This is a genomic window from Hansschlegelia quercus, from assembly GCF_004310425.1.
Lineage (GTDB): Bacteria > Pseudomonadota > Alphaproteobacteria > Rhizobiales > Methylopilaceae > Methylopila > Methylopila quercus.
In genome coordinates this window covers 43,123-64,858 of sequence record NZ_SIUB01000006.1, presented here as the reverse complement: position 1 = coordinate 64,858, position 21,736 = coordinate 43,123, and the positions used below count along the sequence as shown (strand labels likewise).

Below are 21,736 nucleotides of genomic sequence, written 5' to 3'. Positions count from 1 at the left end.
GATGGGCTCCTCCGCCGAACCGCTGGTCGTCCTCGAGGCGCAAGGCCTGTCGATTGACTTCCCCGCCGACGGCGGGGCGATCCGCGCGGTCGACAATGTCAGCTTCACGATCCGCGAGGGCGAGCGGCTCGTGCTGCTCGGGCCCTCCGGTTGCGGAAAGTCGTCGATCCTCAAGGCCGCCGCGGGTTTCCTGAAGCCCAGCGCCGGGTCGATCGCCCTGCGCGGCCGCCCCGTCGCGGGGCCGGGTCCCGATCGGGTGGTCGTGTTCCAGGAGTTCGACCAGCTTCTGCCGTGGAAGAGCGTCCGCGACAACGTCCTGTTCGGCCTCAAGCGAAAGCCCGGCCTGTCCGCCGCCGAGGCGCGCGACAAGGCGGATGCGGCGATCGAGCGGGTGGGTCTTTCGCGCGCGGCGAACGCCTATCCCCACACTCTGTCGGGCGGCATGAAGCAGCGCGTGGCGATCGCCCGCGCATTGGCGGCCGAGCCGGAAATCCTGCTGATGGACGAGCCGTTCGCCGCGCTCGACGCGCTGACGCGCGAGCGGCTTCAAGAGGAGCTGATCGGCCTCGCCGACAGCCTCGGCTTCACCCTCCTGTTCGTGACGCATGCAATCGACGAGGCGATCCTCGTCGGCTCGCGCCTGCATCTTCTGAGCGCGCATCCCGGGCGGACGGTCGCGACCTTCGACGTGAGCGAACTCGGCGCCGGCTCCTGGGGCTCTCCCTCCTTCGCGAGCGTGTCGGATGAGGTTCATCGCATCCTCTTCGGCGGCGCCGGTCGTCGCGCGCCACGGTCCGCCGCCGGGCAGGAGTTGGCCCATGTCTGATCTGACCGCGGTGTGGCGCAGCGTGTCGCAGCGTCGCGACGAGCGTCTTCCCATTCGCCCGCGGTGGCGCAACGCGCTCCAGTCGCCGGCGCTTCGGCGAGCGCTGATCCTCGCGCTGCTCGCTCTGGTCTGGGAGATCGGGGCGCGGATCCAGAACAACCCGATCATGCTCCCGAGCTTCAGCCAGACGGTCGCCGCCCTGCTCGACGGCGTCACGGCGCAGGAGCTGTTCGCCTCCTCGCTCGCCTCGTTGACGGTCCTGCTCAAGGGCTATCTGTCCGCAGTGGCGCTCGGCCTCGCGCTGGTCTCCGTCGCCGTGGCGAACCGGTTCGCCCGCGACGTGCTGACGACGCTGACTGCGATGTTCAATCCGCTGCCGGCGATCGCGCTCCTGCCGCTCGCCATGCTGTGGTTCGGCCTCGGCGAGAAGAGCCTCGTCTTCGTCCTCATCCATTCTGTGCTTTGGCCGTTCGCGGTCGCGGCGCTCGCCGGTTTCGAAACGGTTCCGGAGACGCTCCGGCTGGTCGGTCGTAACTACGGCTATCGCGGCCCAGCCTTCGTCGCGCAGATCCTCATCCCGGCGGCGCTGCCGGCGCTGCTGACAGGGTTGCGTCTCGGCTGGGCCTTCGCCTGGCGCACCCTCATCGCGGCTGAACTGATCTTCGGCGTGACGGCGCGGCAGGGCGGGCTCGGCTGGTTCATCTTCCAGAACCGCAACGAACTCCTGACCGACCGGGTCTTCGCCGGCCTCGCCGCGGTCATCGCAATCGGCCTCCTCGTCGACGGTCTCGTCTTCCGCACGATCGAGGCCGCCACGGTGCGCCGTTGGGGCATGCAGAAGTGACCGGCGCCTCCTCGAAAACCTCCGGAATGGAATGATGCCGTGACCATCGCACTCCAGCGCGCCTCCGTCCTCGACGGCGCCCGCCCTGTTCCCGGCGGCCCGTTCGACGAACTCCTCGCCTTCATCTCCGAAGGCGCCGCCGAGCGGGACCGGGAACGGATCCATCCCTTCGAGATCATCGACCGCATCCGTCACGCGCGCCTCGGGGCCTATCGGCTGGCGAAGGAAGACGGCGGCGGCGGTTCGACGATCCGCGAACTGCTTGCGCTGGTCATCCGTCTCGGCGCGGCCGATCCGAACGTGGCGCATGCGCTGCGCAACCATTTCGGCTTCGTGGAGCGCTTCGCGCGCCCCAGCCATTCGCCGCATCGGGGTAAATTTGCGCGGCTGATCGCGAGCGGAGCGATCGTCGGACTCGCCAACACGGAGCTGACGAGCGCGAAGGTCGGCGGCAGCCCGTTCCAGACGAGGCTCAGCCCGGACGGCGACGGCTGGAGGCTCGACGGCACGAAGTATTACAGCACCGGCACGCTCTACGCCGACGCCGTGATCGTGCGCGCCGCTGGCCCGGACGACCGCACGCTGTGCGCCGTGGTGCCGACGAAACGCGACGGGGTCGAGCTTCTGGATGACTGGGACGGGGCAGGGCAGCGGCTGACCGGCTCAGGCACGACGCATTTCCGCAATGTCCGCGTCGAGCCGGACGAGGTCGTGTTCGACGGCCCCGGCGTCGGCTACGGCGTTCCCTACACCAACACGCTGCCCCAGCTGCTGGTCACCGGGATTATCGCCGGCATTCTCCAGAACGTCCTGAGCGACGCGAAGGATCTGCTCGGCAGCCGCAAGGACCGCCACTTTTATTACGCCACGGCGGCGTCGGCCGCGGAGGATCCCCTGCTGCAGGAGATCGTCGGCGAGATTTCGAGCGCCGCCTTCGCGGCGGAGGCGCTGGTGCTGGCCTCGGCAGATGCGCTGGACCGGCTGGCGGAGGCTCGCGAGCGCGGCTTGCCGGAGGAGGCGCTCGCGCACGAGGCCGCGGCCTCCGCGGCGAAGACGAAGCTCATCGTCGACGAACTCACTTTGACGAGCGCGACAAGGCTGTTCGACGTCGGCGGCGCGTCTGCAACGAAGCGCTCGAAGAACCTCGACCGCCACTGGCGCAACGCGCGGACGCTCGCCTCGCACAATCCGCGCTCGCTTAAGGCGCGCGCTCTCGGCGCCTATGAGCTCACCGGCGAGCCGCTGCCTGCGCAGGGCTTCTTCTGAGGCGCGGCCTCTCGGAATAAACGGCGCCGGAGGTCGGCGCCACGCTGCGGTTCTTCGGACGTTCTAGCTCGGTAATTCCCGTGACCGGCTAACCTTCAAGGTTACGGGCCGCTCGACGGGGCCAACGGCGCCTGCTGGCTGCTGTCCATGGCTACTGCGCGACGGATCTATCCGGCATCGGCATCGGCATCATGTTGGTGTTGAGATGGTACATCACCCAGATCGACCCGCCGATCGTGACCACCACGATCACCGCCGTGAACAGAAAGGCGAGCAGCGTCCAGCCGCCCTCCGATCGCGTGTCGAGGTGGAGGAAGCTGACGACGTGGACGATGATCTGGACGAGCGCCAGAGCGAAGATGATCGCCGCCGTGACGCCCGGATCGGGCAGCGCGCCCGACATCACCAGCCAAAACGGGATGACCGTGAGGATAATCGCGAGCGCGACGCCGATCCGGTAGCCGCGGCGGCTATGCCCGGACGCGTGGACGTCGTGTTCGGCGTGGAGATGCGCGCTCAACGGAGAACTCCATAGAGATAGACGAAGGTGAAGACGCCGATCCAGATGATGTCGAGGAAGTGCCAGAACATGGACAGGCAGACGATCCGGCGCTTCATCTCGCCGCTCGGTCCGTGCCGGCCGAGCTGGACCAGCATCGTGGCGATCCAGATCAGGCCGACGGTCACGTGTGCGCCGTGCGTACCCACCAAGGTGAAGAACGCCGACAGGAACGCGCTGCGCTGAGGCCCAGCGCCCTCGGCGATCAGGTGCGAGAACTCAAAGAGCTCGACGCCGACGAAGGCCAAGCCCAGCAGTCCGGTGATTGCGAGCCAGAACCGCGTCGGCGCGACGCGGCCGGCCTCGATGTGCGGAATGGCCTGTCCGAAGGTGATCGACGAGGCGAGCAGCAGCGCCGTGTTGAGGGCGACCAGCGGAAGGTCGAAGATCTCCCGCGGGACAGGCCCGCCGGCGTAGGCCGTGCTGACCACGCCGAACATCGCGAACAGCGAGGCGAAGATGAGCGCGTCGCTCATCAGGTAGATCCAGAACCCCAGGACCGTGGCGTTCGCGCCATGGTCGTGAGCGTCATCCCCGACGTGATGCCAGGTGACGGCGGCGCCGCGAGGCTCGAGAGCGTGATCGGTCATGTCAGGCTCCCACGCCAAGCAGCGGCCGGCGCTTGGCCTCAGTCGCCGCGACATCGCCGGCCGGGATGAAGAAGTCGCGCTTGAAGTTGAAGGTGTGTCCCACCGCGACGACCAGCAGGCCGACGAAGCTCAGGGCGGCGAGCCACCACATGTACCAAACCATCGCGAAGCCCAGCACGAGCGCCAAGCCCGCAAGGATCACGCCCGCGCCGGTGTTGCGCGGCATGTGGATCGGGCGGAAGCCGTCCGCGGGCCTCTCGTAACCGCGCGCCTTCATGTCGTACCAGGCGTCAAGGTCGTGCACGACGGGCGTCAAGGCGAAGTTGTAAGGAGGCGGCGGCGAGGAGGTCGACCACTCCAGGGTGCGGCCGTCCCACGGATCGCCCGTCGTATCGCGCAGCTGCTCGCGCTTTACGAAGCCCATGACGATGCTCATCACGAAGCCGAGAATGCCGACCAGGATGATGACCCCGCCGACAGCCGCGACGATGAAGTAGGGCTGGAGGCTCGGATCGTCGAAATGGTGGACGCGACGGACCGTGCCCATCAGGCCGACCACGTAAATCGGCGTCCAGGCGACCCAGTAACCGATAACCCAGCCCCAGAAGGCGACCTTGCCCCAGAACGGATCGAGCTTGAAGCCGAACGCCTTGGGGAACCAGTAGACCATTGCGGCGAACAGGCCGAACACGACGCCGCCGATGATGGTGTTGTGGAAGTGCGCCACCAGGAACAGCGAGTTGTGGAGAACGAAGTCCGCCGGAGGAATTGCGAGCAGCACGCCGGTCATGCCGCCGACCACAAAGGTGATCATGAAGGCGACCACCCACATCATCGGCAGTTCGAACCGGATGTTTCCGCGATACATCGTGAACAGCCAGTTGAAGATCTTCGCGCCGGTCGGGATCGAGATCACCATCGTGGCGATGCCGAAGAACGAGTTGACGCTGGGCCCGGCGCCCATCGTGAAGAAGTGATGCAGCCAGACGAGGTAGGCGAGGATGGTGATCACCACCGTCGCGTAGACCATCGAAGAATAGCCGAACAGGCGCTTGCCGCTGAACGTCGAGGTGATCTCGGAGTAGATGCCGAACGCCGGGAGGACGAGGACGTAGACCTCCGGGTGGCCCCAGATCCACACCATGTTCCAGTACATCATCGGCGCGCCGCCGAGATCGTTGGTGAAGAAGGCGGTGCCGACATAGCGGTCGAGCATCAGCAGGAAGAAGGCGGCGGTGAGCGCCGGGAAAATGGCGATCGCCAGCACATTCGAGCAGAGCGCGGTCCAGGAGAAGACCGGCATCTTCATCATGGTCATGCCGGGCGCGCGCATCTTGATGACGGTGGCGACCATGTTGATCGCCGACAGCGTCGTTCCGACGCCGGCGATCTGCAGCGACCATAGATAATAGTCGACGCCGGTGTCGGGACTGTAGGCGAGGCCCGCGAGCGGCGCGTAGGACAGCCACCCCGTGCGCGCGAACTCGCCCACGAACAGCGAGACCATCGTGAGGATCGCGCCCGCGACCGTCAGCCAGAAGCTGAGATTGTTGAGAAACGGAAATGCCACGTCGCGCGCGCCGATCTGCAGCGGCATCACGAAGTTGACGATGCCCACCACCAGTGGGATCGCCACGAAGAAGATCATGATCGTCCCGTGGGCGGTGAAGATCTGATCGTAATGGTGGGAGTTCAGGTATCCCTCATTGGCGCCAAAGGCGATCGCCTGCTGGGCGCGCATCATCAAGGCGTCCGCGAAGCCGCGGAGCAGCATGATGATGGCAAGGATGATGTACATGATGCCGATCTTCTTGTGATCGACGCTCGTGAACCATTCCTTCCAGAGATACCCCCAGAGCCGGAAGTAAGTCGTCGCGCCCACGATGACCAAACCGAGAAGAACGACGACGGCGAACGTGCCGAGAAGGATCGGCTCGTGGATCGGGAACGATTCCCAGCCTAGGCGGCCGAAGATCGTTTTGGAGACAGCGTCTGTCATGGCGGACCTGGTAGCGAGGGATCAGGCGGCCCGGCGCAAGGCGCCGGAGCAAGATGAGGATCGACGGCGGACTAAGTGATCAGTGGCCATGGGCGGGGGCGGTGACGTTCGGGCCGACGCCCTTCTCCTCAGGGGTTTTTTCGAGCGCGGGCTTCGGCCTGTCGCCGATCAGCGGCTCGGCCTCGCGGCCCGATGGCATGCCGGCGCCCATGTGATGGCTGTTCGGGTCGCCCCCGCCGCGTTCCATGTCGCGTCGCATCACGTCGACCATGCAGGGCTTGCCGGGCTCGACGCAGCGATTGAGGACGCGATCGAACAAGCCGGCGTCAGCGGAGGCGAAGCGCGCCGCCGGATCCTTTTCGCTGGGCTTGATGAGTTCGATGAGCTTCGCCTGGTCCAGCGAGCCGCCGGCGGCCCGCGTCTCCGCGACCCAGCCGTCGAAATCGGCCGCTTCGAAGCCGCGCAGCTTGAAGCGCATGTCCGAATAGCCGCGGCCCGTATAGTTCGCGGAATAACCCCAGCTCTCGCCCGGCTTGTTGAGCACGGCGTTCAGCTCCGAACGCATGGTCGGCATGGCGTAGATCATGCCGGCGAGGGTCGGCGCATAGAAGGTGTTGAACTGGTCGGACGAGGTGATGGCGAAGCGGACGGGGACGTCCACCGGCAGCGCCAGCTCGTTCACCGTCGCGATCCCGAGGTCGGGATAAATGAAGAGCCACTTCCAATCGAGCGCCACCGCCTGGACGTTCAGCGGCTTCGCATCGACCGGGACGGGCTTGCCCGGCGCGATCCGGTCTAGGGGACGGAACGGATCGAGCAGATGCGTGCTCGTCCAGGTCACTACGCTCAGCGCGATGATGATGAGCAGCGGGCAGGACCAGATCACCAGCTCGAGTTTCGTCGAATGGTCGAAGGTCGGATCGTAGACCTTGTTCGGATTGCTCCACCGGTACCGGTAGGCGAACAGGACCGTCAGCACGATCACCGGCACGATGATGAGCAGCATGACGCCGACCGAGAACAGGATCAGGTTGCGCTGCTGAAGGGCTATGTCGCCCGTCGGGAACATCGTCACCATCTTCTCGCAGCCCCCGAGCAGGAGCGACAAAGCGGTGACGAGCAAGAGGCCGGCGGCCCGTTTCATGAGGCTGAATCCTGATCTGAACACCGCCTCCGGATAGGTGCCCCGACGCTCGCCGGCTTTGATCTTGATCAAGTCCAATCTGATTGTTCGCCGCTATGGCGTTCGGCGAGGTCGATTGCGGCGCGGGCGTACGGAACGCGGCCTCCTGATGGACCGGCGAGAGGACCGAACGAATGGCAGCCACGACCGCTAGCCCCGCGAACTCGACCCAGCTCGAGCGCGACGCGCGATTGATCAACGCGAGAGAGCATCGGGTCCGGCCCGGCGAGATCGCCGTCGGCGTCATCATCGGACGGTCGTCGGAGTTCTTCGACTTCTTCGTCTACGCCATCGCGTCGGTGCTGGTGTTTCCTTCGCTGATCTTCCCTTACGCGGACGCGCTCACGGGCACGCTCTATTCCTTCGCCATCTTCTCGCTGGCGTTCATCGCGCGGCCCTTCGGCGCAGTGCTCTTCATGTGGGTCGACCGCAGGCACGGGCGCGGCGTCAAGCTGACCACCGCACTCTTCCTGCTCGGGGGATCGACGGCCGCGATCGCCTTCCTGCCGGGCTATGCGCAGGTCGGCGATGTCGCAGTGGTCATCCTCGCGCTCTTGAGGATCGGACAGGGTTTCGCTCAGGGCGGGACCTGGGACGGGCTGCCGGCGCTACTCTCCCTCAACGCGCCCCCGAGGCGCCGCGGCTGGTTCGCAATGGTTCCGCAACTCGGCGCGCCGATCGGGATGTTCGTGGCGAGCGCCCTGTTCGCCTTCCTGCTCGCGACCCTGAAGCCCGAGGATTTCTTCGACTGGGGCTGGCGCTATCCGTTCTTCGTCGCCTTCGTCATCAACGTCGTGGCCTTGTTCGCCAGGCTTCGGCTGATCTCCACGCCCGATTTCCAGCGCCTCTTCGAGAACCGCGAGCTGCAGCCGTCGCGGGTGTTGGAGCTGCTTCGCGAGGAGGGGCGGACCGTCATCCTCGGCGCGTTCGCGCCGCTGGCGAGCTTTGCCCTCTTCCATCTCGTGACGGTGTTCCCGCTCTCTTGGGCGGTCCTCAAGTCAAACGAACCGCCCCTGCGCTTTCTCACCATCGAACTGGTGGGAGCAGCCGTCGGCCTCGCGGCCGTCGCCTTGTCAGGCGTGATCGCCAACCGCGTGAGCCGCCGTATGGTGCTCGGCGTCTCCGCCGTGTTGATCGGGGTCTACAGCCTGGTCGCGCCGCAATTGCTGGCGAGGGGTCCCGCCGGCGAATGGACCTATGTCCTGGTCGGCTTCGCGCTCCTAGGCATCGCCTTTGGCCAGTCGTCCGGCGCACTGAACGCCAGCTTTTCGCCCAAACACCGCTACACCGGCGCCGGCACGACGGCGACGGCGGCATGGTTCATCGGCGCGGGCTTTGCGCCGCTGGTGGCTCTGCTGCTCGCGAGCAACTTCGGGCTTACGTCGGTGGGCGTCTATCTGCTTTCGGGAGCAGTGTGCACCCTTGCGTCCCTTGGACTCAGCCGAAATCGGCCTGTTGAGCTCACATAACCTCGCCACGACACGAAGGACGGCTGCTTGATCTCAAAGGCCTGAACGACGCCGTCCACGATCAACTCAGCTCTCCCGCCTCGGTAAGGCCGAGGCGAGAGAACCGGCACCATGGTTTTGATGAGGCGTCAGCCGCCCCGAGCGCGTTGGCGGAGCCCGCTAACTCAAACGAGCTTCGCCAACTTCTTCGCGATATCGAAGATCTCTTCCGGCTCGTAGTCGGTCGTGAACGCGGCAGACGCGCCCTTCAGCTCATCGATCTTGCCGCCATCGGGATGGCCGGAGACGACTTCCAGCTCGCCGGGCGGATCGCCGGGGAGCGCCTGCTCGCCATTGCCCCAGATCGCCGCCATATCGCGGTAAGTCTCTTCGCCCCAGGTGTAGAGACGGCGATGACTGCCTTCGTCAAGATATTTCTGGGACTCTGGAATCTTCGACAGGTCGATGTTCGGCGTCGGCAGCATCTTCTCCATCTCGACGCCCGTCAGGTTCTTGAGCGCGAGCGCGTAGGAGTGCGCATGCACCGAGCCGCGCACCAGCAGATAGCCGCAGACCTCGCGGCCGGTGGGATCCGAAAGCGTCTCGTAGACGCGTAGCTTGTGCATCCGAGCGCCGCACTCGAGGAAGAAGTTGTGCAGCAGGTCGAGCACCAGATTGCCGGTCGAGAACACGAAGGTCCCGTTCCAGGGCAGGCCGTTTGAATCAACCGGCATCGCGCCGCCGCCGGCGTGCAGGAAGGAGGCGGCGGAGCGGATGTCTTTCATGTCTTCGAAGGGCGCCTTCGAGACATCGTCGTCGTGATCGCTTTCCGGAGTCGGACCATTGGCCAGCATGGTGATCCCGTTCGAGACCAGCTCAACATGGCCGAGCTCCTCGGCGGTGATGCTGGCGACGAGGCTGTAAAAAGGTTTTGTCTTGGACTTGTTACGGAAATTGAAGCTCTGAAACATGTAGTTGTTCAGCGTGGACATCTCGCCGAATTTTCCGCCAAGCAGTTCTTGCAAAGCCGCCGCTGCATTGGGGTCGGCCTTCTTCGGCTTCGGAAGCTCGGCCTGAAGCCGATCAATTCGCATGAACATGAGTGCTCTCCTGGACGGCGACGCGAAAAGGAAAAGCTCATCGCCGTCGTGAGCAGAGAGCGCAGAAAGGGCGGACGTTCCGTATGGCCGACCTAAAACCGCCAGGACGTTGGCGAAATGCGGCTGAAAGGTCCAAATGCGTTAAAGCGGTATAAAGCCTCGTCGATCGACGCAGGCGGCTTTTCGCTGAAGAGCGTCGCACGGCGTGAACGTCCAGAAGGCCAATGGCTCCGGACATTCGAATTATCTACAACCTATTATACGAGTATATAGCGCCCCATTATTGCACCATCTATAATTGTGAAATGAGCGACCTTCAGGGGTGTCTGACTTCTTTCGCAGTCGCGGCTGGAGCGTGGAGCGAAAGTAGCGTCGAAAACGTAGAGCGCCAGATCGAGGATTATCTCGCGGCCGCCAAGGAAGACGCGCATGCCGCTTTGCTGAGGCTCAAAGTCGCCTTCGAGGACATGCAGCTGGATGGACATATAGCGGCCGGCATCTGCAGGAGCCTTGATTGCCGCCTTGCACTGCTCTCGTTCACGCGCGAGTAGTTGCAGAAGCAAGATCTTGGTCCCCGCCGAGTCGCTCTCGCCCCCCTTTAAAGTCAAGCGGCACTAGATCAGAACGACTGTTCTGAAGACGTTTTGTTGGAGCTTGGCCGAATGTCGTCCTCGATCATCGGCAAGCTTGAGGCTTTGCATCCCCTGCCGGAGGACGACAAGCGTCTACTTCATGCCGTAGTCGGACGAGGACGCACGCTCAAGGTGGGCGAACACATCGTCAGAGAGGGCGACCACACGGACATCGTGCATGTCATGCTCGAGGGCCAAGGCTACCGCTACAAGACCCTTCCCGACGGAAAACGTCAGATTATCGGCTACTTGGTGCCGGGCGATTTCTGCGACCTCTACAGTTTTCTGCTCGATAAGATGGACCACGGGATGGCTGCGCGCACCGTCTGCCAAGTCGCGGAGCTGACGGAGGAGCACATTTTGATGCTTACCGCTCGACCAGCGCTTGCCCGAGCGCTGTGGTGGTCTGAGCTGGTAAACGCCGCGATCTTACGGGAATGGCTCGTCAACATGGGGCGACGCACGCCGAGCGCGCGCGTCGCACATTTGCTTTGCGAGCTTCTGGTCCGGCTGCAAGTCGTCGGCCATGCAAGCGCCCACGGCTTCAAGCTTGAGCTCTCACAGGCGGAGTTGGCCGACACCGTGGGATTGACGACCGTTTCGGTGAATCGGGCGCTGCAGCGGCTCCGAGGCGCCGGTCTCATCCGCCAGACGAGCCGCGAAATCACGATACCCGACGTCGCGGCCCTCAAAAGAGCTGCCCAGTTCGACCCGCGTTATCTGCACTTCAGGCAAGCCCGCGAAGACGGAGGATGCGTCTGATGGAGTTTCAGCCGATCCGACTTGCGACTGGTTCGGCTGACGAGGAGGGTCGGCTTGCTCTCCATCACGGCAAGCTGATCGCGGTTCTCGTGCGCCTCGATGATCCAAGCCACGGAACCTCGCTTGGCCAGTGGAGCCTTGAGGCAGGATTCAACGGGGTCGACAGCGTCGAACCTCCACTGTTCGCAGATCTCCAGGAGGCGGAGCGATGGCTCGGCGAGCAGATTGAGGATACTGCCGGCATTAGAGACTCCGCGGCGCCGTGAACTTGACTAGGTCGGCGTTTGAACCGCCTCTCTCGCCGCCGCGTACGTTTGCGCGCCACGTGCGGCCTTATACAAAGGTTTGAAGCAGCGGTGTTCGAGGTTCCGTTGGTTAGCGTTCCCCGTGCTGTCGTCGCTGTGCCAGCCCGAGATGAGGAATTGCGGCTTCCCATCTTGCTTGACGCGCTTGCCGGCCAAGCGGGGCTGGGATCGTCCGGGGTGAACGTCGTCGTCGTGCTGAACAACTGCCAAGACCGCTCGGCGGAAGTGGCGGAGCAAGCCGCGCGGCGCAATCCGCGCCTTGCGCTCACTGTAAGGAACATCAAGCTTCCGCCGGAGCGGGCGCATGTCGGAGAGGCTCGCCGCATCGCAATGGATGAGGCCGCCATCATCGCCGGACACGGCGGCGTCATACTCACCACGGACGCGGACGCGACGCCGCCGCCGAACTGGATAAGCCAGACGCTGGCGGCTTTCGCCGCTGGCGCGGACCTCGTCGGCGGACGGCTTGTGGGCGATCCGGACGAAGAGGCGGCGCTTGGCCCGGACTTCCTCCGCAGGGCTCGTTCCGTGTGCCGCTACCAAGATCTCTGCGATGAACTCGCCGCGTTGCTCGACCCCCTGCCGTTCGATCCCTGGCCGCGCCACCACGACCATACGGGCGCAAGCCTCGCCGTGAGGGCGGACGTCTATCGCGCGCTCGGGGGACTGGAGCCGCTGCCGTTTCGCGAAGATTTGGCGTTCGTCGCGAAGGCGAGGGCGGGGGGATACCGCCTGCGGCATCCGCCGGATCTCCATGTCAGCATATCGGCGCGTCTCGATGGCCGCGCGCGTAACGGCATGGCTGATTGTCTGAAAGCGTGGTGCGCGGCCGAGGCCCAAGGCCTGCCGACATTTGTCGAGGACCCGGCGGCAATCGAGCAGCGCCTCAGGCGCCGGGCCGCGTTGCGCGCGTTGGACGGCGCCCCGCTCGCGCTCGTTTCCGCTACGCTCGATAGACTCGGGCTATCCAGCGATCTTGACGGCGACGCCCATCCTGCGGCGTTGATCGAGCGGCACGCCGCCGACGATCCGGAGGCGCCCCAAACGGTGCTTGTCTCCGATGCGATCGCAACTCTGATCGATCGGATCGCCTATCTACGCGGTGAATTTGATGCTGCCTGACGACGGCGAAACGAAACGGCTCGCCGCGCTGACGGCGGCGATCGCCGCCGACGCCTCCGCACGAGACGCCGATGGCGGCTTCCCGCGTAACGCTTTCGCCCAATTGAACGATGCAGGGCTGTTAGCGGCGCCTCCGATCGGCTCGGGCGAGGCGTTGCGTCTGCTGCGTCTGCTCGCGGCGGTCGGACGGGGCGACCTCAGCGTCGGCCGGATCTACGAGGGCCATGTGAACGCGCTTCTGCTGATCCAGACCTATGGCGATCCAAAGCAGCGCGAACGCTACCGTGGACTAGCCGCCGGCGGCGCCGTTTTCGGCGTGTGGAACACGGACGCGCCCGACGATCCGCTGCGCCTCGACCCGGACGGGAACCTGCTTGGAAAGAAGAACTTCGCGTCCGGCGTCGACGGCCTGTCGCATGCGATCGTCACGGTCACCCAGAACGGCGCCCGTCGCATGATCGTGACGCCCGTCGCCGGTCGGCCGGTGGATCGATCGTGGTGGCGGCCGCTCGGCATGCGCGCCTCCGGCAGCCATGTCGTCGATCTGAACGGCGTGACCGTGGAGCCGGGCTGGATGCTAGGCGGCGCCGACGATTATGTCGCGCAGCCCTGGTTCTCGGGAGGCGCGATCCGGTTCCTCGCGGTACAGGTCGGGGGAATGCATGCCGTATTCGACGCCGCGGTCGCCCATCTGCGGCAGACCGACCGCGCGAAAGATCCCCATCAGGCTCATCGTCTCGCGCGCCTCGGCGTCGGGCTCGAGACGGGCTATCTCTGGCTGCGGAAAGCCGCCGAGGCCTGGGATCAGGCGGTCGTCGCGAAGGACGCCGCCGGCACTCATCTCATGGCGACCGCGAACGGGGCGCGCGTCGCCGTAGAAGCAGCGGCTCTCGCCTTGCTCGAAGACGCCGAGCGCGGCGTCGGCGCCGCCGGCATGATCGCGCCGCACTCTCTCGAGCGGCTTATCCGCGACATGCGGACCTATTTGAGGCAGCCCAATCCCGATGGCGCCGCGACCGCTTTCGGGGCGGCGATCGCGGATGGCCGCTGGATCCCGAACGCTCGTCATGGAGCGGCAGGATGATCTCGATCGCTTCTCTCCTCGCCGATCCGCCGCCGACTCTTGTTATCGCGCCGCATCCGGATGACGAGGCGCTCGGCTGCGGCGGGCTGATCGCTGCGCTCGCGACGCGAGGCGGAAGGGTCCGTGTCGCGTTCGTGACCGACGGCGGCGCATCTCATCCGGCGTCTCCGACGTGGAGCCGCGAACGTCTCGCCGCCTGTCGGGAGGAGGAGGCGAAGGAGGCGCTTCGGCGGCTCGGCCTTGGCGAAGAGGATGCGGTCTTCTTGCGCTTGCCCGATGCGGCCATGCCGGCGTCGGGAAGCGCCGAACACGAGCGCGCCCTCGGCGTCCTTGCCGAGGTCGTCAATGACCTTCGTCCAAGCCTTGCGCTGCTGCCTTGGCGCAGGGATCCGCATTGCGATCACCGTGATTCCTGGGCGCTCGCGATGGATGCGCTCGAAGCCGCGTCGGCTTATCCGACGATTCTCGAATACGCGATCTGGCTTGACGAGCTCGGGAGCGAAGAGGATCAGCCCCGCAGCGGGGAAGCGGAGCGCGTGGACATCGACGTCTCCGCAACGCTTGCGCAGAAACGAGCGGCGGTCACCGCTCACGTCTCTCAACTCGGAGAGTTGATCACAGACGATCCGACAGCGTTCCGGCTGACGCAGGAGACTGTGGCCCGACTGACCGGCGACCTCGAGCGATACTGGCGGCCATGCGCAAAGTGATCGACGCCGACGGGTTCGATGAGAAATTTCGCAGCGACCCTGATCCCTGGAACTATGTCGGCTCCCTGTTCGAGGCTCACAAACGTCGCGTGCTCTTGAGAGCGTGTGGGACTCGCCATTTTGGAAGGGCGTTGGAGATTGGCTGCGCTATTGGCGTCACCACCGTGGAATTGGCGAAAATTTGCTCGCGCGTCGTGGCGGTGGACGCCTCGCCGACGGCGCTGCGGGAGGCGGCGCGCCGTACGGCCGACCTGCCAAACGTAACGCTGCAGTTGGTCCGATTGCCCGACAACATCCCGCCCGGGCCTTTCGATCTCATCGTCGTGTCCGAAATCCTCTATTACCTCCCGGAGCGCCATGCCGCGGCGGCCATGTCGGCGCTAAGGCGCGCATTGGCGCCGGGAGGGAGGCTGGTGCTCCTTCATCATGTCCGTGATTTCGACGATGCGGCGCAGAAGCCTTGGCTTGCGCAGGACCGCGCCCGCCGATTGATCGAGCGCTCCGCCCGGACCGTCTTCGATCACGCCGAAGGCCGCTTCCGTGCGGCTGCGTTCGTAGCGCCGCGACTCGGCTCACCAAATTCCGAGAGCAGTCGAATGCGCGCTTTTCAGTAGGGAGCGAACGTCGGTTTCTGGCGATCCGCTGAACGAACGCAGGCGTGGAAAGGATACGCAGTCATCGCACGAAGCGAGGCTCGCCTAGAACGAGCGGCTTTAGCGGATGTCCCGCGGCTCGACTTCGACCGTGAGACCGGGGCCGGCGTCGAACAGCACGTAGTAGCCCGATGACGGCGGGGTGAACGTCAGCGTTGAATCCGGTCCGAAGGTCAGGCGCTGAAGCCTCGACCCATCGTCGGCGATCACTTCGAGCAGCGCTCCTTCCGCGCTCTCGCCGTCCGAGAAGCCGGCGCGGCAGAACACGGCGTCCGCCTGCCTGCGGCAGGCGCAGAACGGGTAGTCCGCGACAGCGGGCGTCGTCGCCAGCACGACTCCCGCGAGAGCGGCAAGAACCGAACGGCGCTTCATTTCGCCCTCGCTGCAAGCCACGCCGCGGTCGAGGGAGACGCCTCCGAGAGCGGCAGCGACGCCTGCTCGATTGAGCCGTCCCATCCCTCAAGCGTCAGCCAGACCTCGCTATCGCCGTTCGCGTCGGCCGGAACCGCAACGCCGGCGGTCTGCCTGTAGGGCGCGCCTTCAAACAGCGCCCCCGCCGAACGGATCGACCGCGGTCTGCCGATCTTGAGATAAGCTGCCTTGACGTCGTCGACGGCGACGCTTTCGAGCGCCAGCGAGAACGTCTTGATCGGCCCTGCCGGCCCCTCAACGACCGGAGGTCCGACGGCGAACTCGGCGAGCGTCGCCTTCCATCGCCCAAGCCGCTGCACGCCGATCGTCCGTTCGCCCAGGCCGACCGAGCCGTCCTCGAGGCTGAGCTGCCTGAAATAACCGGGCGCGAAGCCGAGCGGCACGATCAAGGCGAGCGCGCTGAGGTGGAAGCGCCAGCGCCGCCAGCGCGCTGCGAGCGCGCTCATTCCGCGGGCTCGGGGAATGGCCGTGGAACAGTGACGTCGCGGATCACCGCGCGGGTGGCGGACGCCGTGCGCTTCATCCAGATCAACATCCCGGATAGCACCATACCGGTGAGCATCAGACCGAACAGGAAGTAGACAAGCTTCAGCCAGAGACCGGCGAAATCGCCGACATGCAGCGGGCGCATGCTCTCGGTGACGAATTCGAGCGCCGTGCGGTCGGACACCATCCGCGACCGCGCGACCTCGTTGGAATAGGGGTCGACCTTCGCCTCCTCGTAGATCAACGGATAGGCGCCGCGGCCATAGACGGTGACATGGCCATAGGCCGTCTCCGGCACCTTAATAAAACCAGGCGAGAAGTCCGGATGCTTCTCCTTGATTGCGGCGATGGCGGCGTCGATGCTGACCTCCGGGGGCGCCTCTCCTCTCTCGACCGTCGGGACGGCGTCACGGGCCAGGACCGCGGGCGGCGGGGTCGCCGCCACCGTGACGTTGTTCGCGTAGAGGATCGCCTCCGCCAGGAACCACATCGCGGTCACCGAAATGATCGCGATGAACGGTAGCGACCAGACGGCGACGAGGCGGTGCAGGTCCCCCCAGAAGACCCGTGCGCCTTTCGAAATCCGCAATCTTGGGTTGCGGTAGAGCCGCCAGAACTTCTTGTGGATGACGATTCCGGTGACGAGCGAGCCCATCAGCGGAATGGACAGCGCCGAGACGGCGTACCAGCCGATCGCGTATCCGCCGTTGAACGGCGTCAAAAGCCAGCCGTGCAACGCCCGGATGAACTGGCGGAAATCGAACCAGCTCTGCTCGCCCTGGATGGTCCCGTCATAGGGGTTCACATAGTAGGTCTGCTGTTCGCCATCCGGCGTGACCGCTTCCACGATCAGCGCGAATTGCGGCTTCACAGGCTGCGTCAGCTCGCGAAGCCGCGCCCCCGGGCGTTGCTGTTCGACCGCCGCCATAACGTCGTCATAGCCGAGCGGCCGAGCGTCATCGGAGGGCGGATTGGCGCGCGTCGCGGGGTCGGCGAGCCACATGATCTCCTGGCTCACCGTGGCGATCGTGCCCGTCAAGCAGACGAAGAAGAGGAACGCCCAGATCGGCAGCCCGATCCAGCTGTGAGCCACGAACCACAGACGGCGAGACGAAGATCCGTTTTTGGCCATCTAAAAGACGACTCCCCCTGCTCGCGCAGGCGGTCTCGCGAATTCGCCGCGAGGTCAACCCGCCTGATCCTCGAATTCGTCGTCAAGCGATAAGGCCGTCGCCTATGGACGATGGCTCGTCCATTCCATCATCACGCGGATGTTACGAGCGCTTAGATACCCGACGACGCGACATCCAGCGGAACGCCTTCTGTTGTTGCGCCTACAGCGCCGCGACTGATTTACCGACAAAGTCGGCAATCTCCGTAAATCGCGCCGCCAGCGGGCTGCTCTTGCGCCAGACCATGCCGATGGTTCGGGTTGGTCTCGGCTCGGCGAACTGGGCGATTGAGACAGCGGCGGAGCGCGTCTCAAGAGGAATGGCCAACTCCGGGATCAGGGTGACGCCGAGACCAGCCTCGACCATCTGGACAAGCGTAGACAGCGAGCTTGCGTCCAACAGATCACGAGGCTTCGCGGCGTTTACGTTCTTGTTGCAAAACGCCAACGCCTGCTCGCGGAAGCAATGACCTTCCTCCAGGAGAAGTAAGCGCATCTCACGGAGGGCCTCGCGGCTGGGGACGGGCTTCCCTTCATCCTTGCGAGGCCGAACAAACACGAAATCCTCGGTGAACAGGACCATCTCGGTGAGGGTCGGCTCCGAAACCGGCAAGGCCACGATCGCCATGTCGAGGCGTCCCTCGTTCAGCTCCTGAACGAGCTTCGGCGTCAGCGTCTCGCGAACATGGAGGTCGAGACCTTCATGAAGCCGGGTCAAGTCTGAGACGAGGCTCGGCAGCAAGTAGGGAGCGACCGTCGGGATGACGCCGATGCGCAATCTCCAAGTCGAACCGCCGCGGGACGCGCGCGCATAGCCGTCCAGATCATCGAGCGCCTGCAGGATGCTCCGCGTTCGCAGCGCGACCTCCGCGCCGAAACTCGTCAGCCGAATTTCGCGGCTGTTCCTCTCGAAGAGCGCAGCTCCCAATTCCTCCTCCATCGCCTTGATCTGCATCGACAGGGCGGGCTGGGTGATCGCGCAGGCCTCTGAAGCGCGGCCGAAATGGCCATGCTGGGTCAGGGCCTCGAAATAGCGAAACTGCTTCAGCGTCAGATTCGACATAAGCTCAGCTTATCGCATCGATCAGGAAATCAGAATTAAAATAATGAGAGGCGGCTGCTAAGACGTGCCCAAGGGATTGAGAGGGGCCATTCGCAACGGAGTTTGCGCGCCCGGCGAACTCCTGCGCCTAGCCTGATGACAGTTGGAGAAAAAGATGGACGCGAAAACCGAGGACGCCATTGGTAAATGCCCTGTCGCTCATAGCGGACCGAGGCAGATTCCCGACTGGTGGCCGAACACGCTGCCCGTCGATTTACTGAACCAGCACTCCGCGAAGTCCGATCCATTGGACCCGGCGTTCAATTATCGCGAAGCGTTCAAGAAGCTGGACTACGCCGCGCTGAAGAACGACCTGCGCAAGCTGATGACGGACTCGCAGGACTGGTGGCCGGCGGACTTCGGGCATTACGGCCCGCAGTTCGTCCGCATGTCGTGGCATGCCGCCGGCACGTACCGCTTGGCGGACGGCCGCGGCGGCGGCGGTCGCGGCCAGCAGCGCTTCGCCCCGCTCAACGCATGGCCCGACAACGTCAACATCGACAAGTCCCGCCGCCTGCTGTGGCCGATCAAGCAGAAATACGGTCAGGCGATTTCCTGGGCCGACCTGCTGATCCTCACCGGCAACGTGGCGCTCGAGACCATGGGCTTCCGCACCTTCGGCTTCGCCGGCGGCCGGGCGGACACCTGGGAGCCGGATCGCGACGTCAACTGGGGCAACGAGACCGAGTGGCTCACCCATCGCAAGCTCGACGGGTTCGAAAAGGGCCTCGGCGCCACCGAGATGGGCCTGATCTACGTCAATCCCCAGGGGCCTGACGGCAACGGCGATCCGATCTCGGCGGCCGAGTTCATCCGCGAGACCTTCGGGCGCATGGCGATGAACGACGAAGAGACCGTCGCGCTGATCGCCGGCGGCCACACCTTCGGCAAGACCCACGGCGCCGCGGCCGAATCCTACAAGGGCCCGGATCCGGAAGCCGCCGACATCGAGGACCAGGGCCTCGGCTGGTCGTCCAGCTTCGGCGCAGGCCATGGCGGCGATCAGATCGGCTCGGGCCTAGAAGTCACCTGGACCCAGACGCCGGCGCAGTGGTCTAACTTCTTCTTCGAAAACCTCTTCAAGTTCGAGTGGGTTCAGACGCGCAGCCCGGCCGGCGCGATCCAGTGGGAGGCCAAGGACGCCCCCGAGATCATTCCGATGGCGCACGACTCGTCGAGGAAGATCAAACCGACGATGCTGACGACCGACCTGTCGCTGCGCTTCGACCCGATCTACGAGAAGATCTCGCGCCGCTTTCTTGAGGATCCGCAGGCCTTCGCGGAGGCTTTCGCCCGCGCCTGGTTCAAGCTGACCCATCGCGACCTCGGCCCGCGGTCGCGCTATCTCGGCCCCGAGGCGCCGAAGGAAGTGCTGATCTGGCAGGACCCGATCCCCGCCGTCGACCATCCGCTGATCGACGAGGCGGACGCGGCGCAGCTCAAGGCGAAGATCCTGGAATCCGGGCTCACCGTCTCCGAGCTGGTCGGAACTGCGTGGGCCTCGGCCTCGACGTTCCGCGGCGGCGACAAGCGCGGCGGGGCCAACGGCGCCCGCATTCGCCTCGCGCCCCAGAAGGACTGGGAGGCCAACCAGCCGGAACAGCTCGCCCGCGTTCTCGGCGTGCTGGAGGGTATCAAGAGCGAGTTCGACTCTTACGCGAGTGGCGGCAAGAAGGTCTCGATCGCCGACCTGATCGTACTGGCCGGAAACGCCGGCGTCGAGAAGGCCGCGAAGGCCGCCGGCCATTCCGTGACCGTGCCGTTCTCGCCCGGCCGCGCTGACGCCAAGCAGGAAGACACCGACGTCGACAGCTTCCAGTGGCTGGAGCCCGAACTCGACGGCTTCCGCAACTACGAAGCGTCGAACACGAAACGCGCCGAGGTGGCCTTGATCGACAAGGCGCAGTTGCTGACCCTCACCGCGCCCGAGCTGACGGTGCTGTTCGGCGGCTTGCGCGCGATCAACATCAATGTCGGCGGGTCGACCAAGGGCGTTCTGACCGATCGCCCGGGCCACCTCACCAACGACGTTTTGGTCAACCTGCTCTCGATGGACACGAAGTGGAGGGCGACCGACGAGGCCAAGACGTCGTTCGAGGGGACGGACCGGAAGACTGGCGAGAAGAAATGGACGGCCAGCCGCGCCGACCTCGTCTTCGGCTCGAATTCGGTGCTGCGCGCGCTCGCCGAGGTCTATGCCGCCGCCGACGCCAAGGAGAAGTTCGTCAAGGACTTCGTCGGCGTCTGGACCAAGGTGACGAACCTCGACCGCTTCGACATCGCCTGATCAGACCTTGGCTGCCCCTGCAGGGGCAGCGATGAAGAAAGGCCCGCTGGCGTAAGCCAGCGGGCCTCCGGAATGCCCCTCGACCGCGTCCGCCCGCGCGCAAACCCTGATTGCGATGACGCCCGTCCGATTAGCTGGGCTGCCCGGAAGCGGACGCTATGTTCAGGAAATTATAACGAAAACAGTTCGAGGAGGCAGCGATGACGTTGTGCAGCGGTCCTTTTGCGTCAGGACGAGCGACATGGCGCATTGTCGCCTCTGCGGCGATAGCAATCGGGCTGGCGACCGCTGCGGCGGCGGATAGCGATGTCACGCTGCCGGCGGGCTCGCCCTTCCCGGAAAGCGTAGCCTCGCTCGCGGACGGGACCCTGTTCGTCAGCAGCATCACCGATGGCGGCGTGTTGCGCGTGGCTCCGGTCGGCTCCACGCCGGTCCCGTTCTTCAAGCCCGGCGAGCACGACACGCGCTCCACCTTCGGCGTGCTGGCGGACGAGAAGACCGGCACGCTGTGGGTCGCTTCGAACGACGCATCCGCAATCGGGCTGAAGGGGCCGAGCGCGGTCGAGGGCGCCTGGGTCAAGGGTTTCGATCTGAAGAGCGGCACGCCGAAGGTGAGCGCCCGGCTGCCCGGCGGACCCGCAATCGCGAACGACTTTGCGCTCGGCGAGGACGGCTCGCTTTACGTGACCAACACCGCCGCGCCTCAGATCCTGCGGCTGAAGCCGGACGCCAAAGATCTCGAGGTATTCGTCCAAGACGACGCGCTGAAGGGCGGTCTCGACGGGATCGCTTTCGGCGACGATGGCGCTCTTTACGTCAACACCTACCAGTCGGGCGAGATGTTCCGGATCGACGTCAAGATGGGCGCCCCCGGCAAGATCACGAAGCTCAAGACCTCGCGTCCTCTCACCCATCCTGATGGCTTGAAGCCGATACCGGGCGGCTTCCTGATGGTGGAGGGCGGCGGCACGCTGGACCGCGTCACGGTCGCCGGCGACGAGGCAAAGGTCGAGACTCTCCAGAAATTCGCCGGGCCGACGGGGGTTGCAGTCGCGGGCGACACAATCTGGGTGGCCGAAGGCCAGCTCGCCTCTCTCAGCGACCCCGACAAGAAGGGGAAGACGCCGGACGCCTTCCGCCTGCGTTCGATGCCGCTGCCGAAGAACTGACGTTTT

General features: G+C 65.1%; 22 protein-coding genes. 13 read left to right on the top strand and 9 right to left on the bottom strand.

What is annotated here, in order from left to right:
* Position 1 precedes the first annotated feature (1 nt).
* The 3 genes from EYR15_RS12650 to EYR15_RS12640 are packed head-to-tail and all read left to right on the top strand — an operon-like array spanning position 2 to position 2,936.
* Positions 2 to 826: an ABC transporter ATP-binding protein gene (locus EYR15_RS12650; RefSeq protein ID WP_131003923.1), complete on the top strand. Its 825-nt coding sequence runs from the start codon at positions 2 to 4 to the stop codon at positions 824 to 826.
* Positions 819 to 1,670 carry an ABC transporter permease gene (locus EYR15_RS12645; RefSeq protein ID WP_131003922.1) on the top strand — a complete coding sequence of 284 codons (852 nt, stop codon included), beginning with the start codon at positions 819 to 821 and terminating at the stop codon, positions 1,668 to 1,670. The genes EYR15_RS12650 and EYR15_RS12645 overlap by 8 nt, the downstream gene beginning before the upstream one ends.
* Positions 1,671 to 1,709: 39 nt before the next feature.
* Positions 1,710 to 2,936 carry an acyl-CoA dehydrogenase family protein gene (locus tag EYR15_RS12640; protein WP_131003921.1) on the top strand — a complete coding sequence of 409 codons (1,227 nt, stop codon included), beginning with the start codon at positions 1,710 to 1,712 and terminating at the stop codon, positions 2,934 to 2,936.
* 151 nt (positions 2,937 to 3,087) lie between these two features.
* Here the strand turns inward: EYR15_RS12640 and cyoD are convergent, their stop codons facing one another.
* The 4 genes from cyoD to cyoA form a co-directional block, all read right to left on the bottom strand.
* On the bottom strand, positions 3,088 to 3,456 hold the full coding sequence (cyoD, locus tag EYR15_RS12635; RefSeq protein ID WP_131003920.1) for a cytochrome o ubiquinol oxidase subunit IV: 369 nt from the start codon (positions 3,454 to 3,456) through the stop codon (positions 3,088 to 3,090).
* Complete coding sequence (gene cyoC / locus EYR15_RS12630; protein WP_131003919.1) at positions 3,453 to 4,085, bottom strand: cytochrome o ubiquinol oxidase subunit III; 633 nt, start codon at positions 4,083 to 4,085, stop codon at positions 3,453 to 3,455. The genes cyoD and cyoC overlap by 4 nt, the downstream gene beginning before the upstream one ends.
* 1 nt (position 4,086) lies before the next feature.
* Positions 4,087 to 6,084 carry a cytochrome o ubiquinol oxidase subunit I gene (gene cyoB / locus EYR15_RS12625; RefSeq protein WP_131003918.1) on the bottom strand — a complete coding sequence of 666 codons (1,998 nt, stop codon included), beginning with the start codon at positions 6,082 to 6,084 and terminating at the stop codon, positions 4,087 to 4,089.
* Between the two features lie 79 nt (positions 6,085 to 6,163).
* Complete coding sequence (cyoA, locus tag EYR15_RS12620; RefSeq protein WP_131003917.1) at positions 6,164 to 7,228, bottom strand: ubiquinol oxidase subunit II; 1,065 nt, start codon at positions 7,226 to 7,228, stop codon at positions 6,164 to 6,166.
* A 173-nt stretch (positions 7,229 to 7,401) separates the two neighbouring features.
* Here cyoA and EYR15_RS12615 point away from each other — a divergent pair, with 173 nt between their 5' ends.
* Complete coding sequence (locus EYR15_RS12615; RefSeq protein WP_131003916.1) at positions 7,402 to 8,736, top strand: MFS transporter; 1,335 nt, start codon at positions 7,402 to 7,404, stop codon at positions 8,734 to 8,736.
* Between the two features lie 164 nt (positions 8,737 to 8,900).
* Here EYR15_RS12615 and EYR15_RS12610 read toward each other — a convergent pair whose 3' ends face one another.
* A complete protein-coding gene (locus tag EYR15_RS12610) occupies positions 8,901 to 9,815 on the bottom strand; it encodes a manganese catalase family protein (protein ID WP_131003915.1) in 915 nt (304 codons plus the stop codon).
* A 305-nt stretch (positions 9,816 to 10,120) separates the two neighbouring features.
* Here EYR15_RS12610 and EYR15_RS12605 point away from each other — a divergent pair, with 305 nt between their 5' ends.
* The 7 genes from EYR15_RS12605 (at position 10,121) to EYR15_RS12575 (ending at position 15,044) form a co-directional block, all read left to right on the top strand.
* Positions 10,121 to 10,366 (top strand): hypothetical protein, encoded by a 246-nt coding sequence (locus tag EYR15_RS12605; RefSeq protein ID WP_131003914.1) that lies wholly within the window; start codon positions 10,121 to 10,123, stop codon positions 10,364 to 10,366.
* A 111-nt stretch (positions 10,367 to 10,477) separates the two neighbouring features.
* Positions 10,478 to 11,209: a Crp/Fnr family transcriptional regulator gene (locus tag EYR15_RS12600; protein ID WP_131003913.1), complete on the top strand. Its 732-nt coding sequence runs from the start codon at positions 10,478 to 10,480 to the stop codon at positions 11,207 to 11,209.
* Entirely contained in the window at positions 11,209 to 11,475 is a 267-nt protein-coding gene (locus EYR15_RS12595) for a hypothetical protein (RefSeq protein ID WP_131003912.1), read from the top strand. Before EYR15_RS12600 ends, EYR15_RS12595 begins: the two co-directional genes overlap by 1 nt.
* Positions 11,476 to 11,565: 90 nt before the next feature.
* A complete protein-coding gene (locus tag EYR15_RS12590; protein ID WP_280987318.1) occupies positions 11,566 to 12,636 on the top strand; it encodes a glycosyltransferase family 2 protein in 1,071 nt (356 codons plus the stop codon).
* Entirely contained in the window at positions 12,626 to 13,720 is a 1,095-nt protein-coding gene (locus tag EYR15_RS12585) for an acyl-CoA dehydrogenase family protein (RefSeq protein WP_131003910.1), read from the top strand. Before EYR15_RS12590 ends, EYR15_RS12585 begins: the two co-directional genes overlap by 11 nt.
* Positions 13,717 to 14,430, top strand: coding sequence for a PIG-L deacetylase family protein (locus EYR15_RS12580; protein WP_131003909.1), 714 nt, complete (start codon positions 13,717 to 13,719; stop codon positions 14,428 to 14,430). Before EYR15_RS12585 ends, EYR15_RS12580 begins: the two co-directional genes overlap by 4 nt.
* A complete protein-coding gene (locus tag EYR15_RS12575; protein WP_131003908.1) occupies positions 14,418 to 15,044 on the top strand; it encodes a class I SAM-dependent methyltransferase in 627 nt (208 codons plus the stop codon). The genes EYR15_RS12580 and EYR15_RS12575 overlap by 13 nt, the downstream gene beginning before the upstream one ends.
* Before the next feature lie 99 nt (positions 15,045 to 15,143).
* Here EYR15_RS12575 and EYR15_RS12570 read toward each other — a convergent pair whose 3' ends face one another.
* From EYR15_RS12570 to EYR15_RS12555, 4 genes are all read right to left on the bottom strand, one after another.
* Positions 15,144 to 15,455 carry a hypothetical protein gene (locus EYR15_RS12570; RefSeq protein WP_131003907.1) on the bottom strand — a complete coding sequence of 104 codons (312 nt, stop codon included), beginning with the start codon at positions 15,453 to 15,455 and terminating at the stop codon, positions 15,144 to 15,146.
* Positions 15,452 to 15,961, bottom strand: coding sequence for a thiamine pyrophosphate-binding protein (locus EYR15_RS12565; RefSeq protein ID WP_131003906.1), 510 nt, complete (start codon positions 15,959 to 15,961; stop codon positions 15,452 to 15,454). The genes EYR15_RS12570 and EYR15_RS12565 overlap by 4 nt, the downstream gene beginning before the upstream one ends.
* The gene (locus tag EYR15_RS12560; protein WP_131003905.1) at positions 15,958 to 17,133 is read right to left on the bottom strand and encodes a PepSY-associated TM helix domain-containing protein; all 1,176 of its coding nucleotides are present in this window, start codon (positions 17,131 to 17,133) and stop codon (positions 15,958 to 15,960) included. Before EYR15_RS12560 ends, EYR15_RS12565 begins: the two co-directional genes overlap by 4 nt.
* A gap of 202 nt (positions 17,134 to 17,335) precedes the next feature.
* On the bottom strand, positions 17,336 to 18,235 hold the full coding sequence (locus tag EYR15_RS12555) for a hydrogen peroxide-inducible genes activator (protein WP_131003904.1): 900 nt from the start codon (positions 18,233 to 18,235) through the stop codon (positions 17,336 to 17,338).
* Between the two features lie 154 nt (positions 18,236 to 18,389).
* Here EYR15_RS12555 and katG point away from each other — a divergent pair, with 154 nt between their 5' ends.
* Positions 18,390 to 20,561 (top strand): catalase/peroxidase HPI, encoded by a 2,172-nt coding sequence (katG, locus tag EYR15_RS12550; RefSeq protein WP_131003903.1) that lies wholly within the window; start codon positions 18,390 to 18,392, stop codon positions 20,559 to 20,561.
* 200 nt (positions 20,562 to 20,761) lie between these two features.
* Complete coding sequence (locus tag EYR15_RS12545; RefSeq protein WP_245498295.1) at positions 20,762 to 21,730, top strand: NHL repeat-containing protein; 969 nt, start codon at positions 20,762 to 20,764, stop codon at positions 21,728 to 21,730.
* The last annotated feature ends 6 nt before the right edge of the window (positions 21,731 to 21,736 follow it).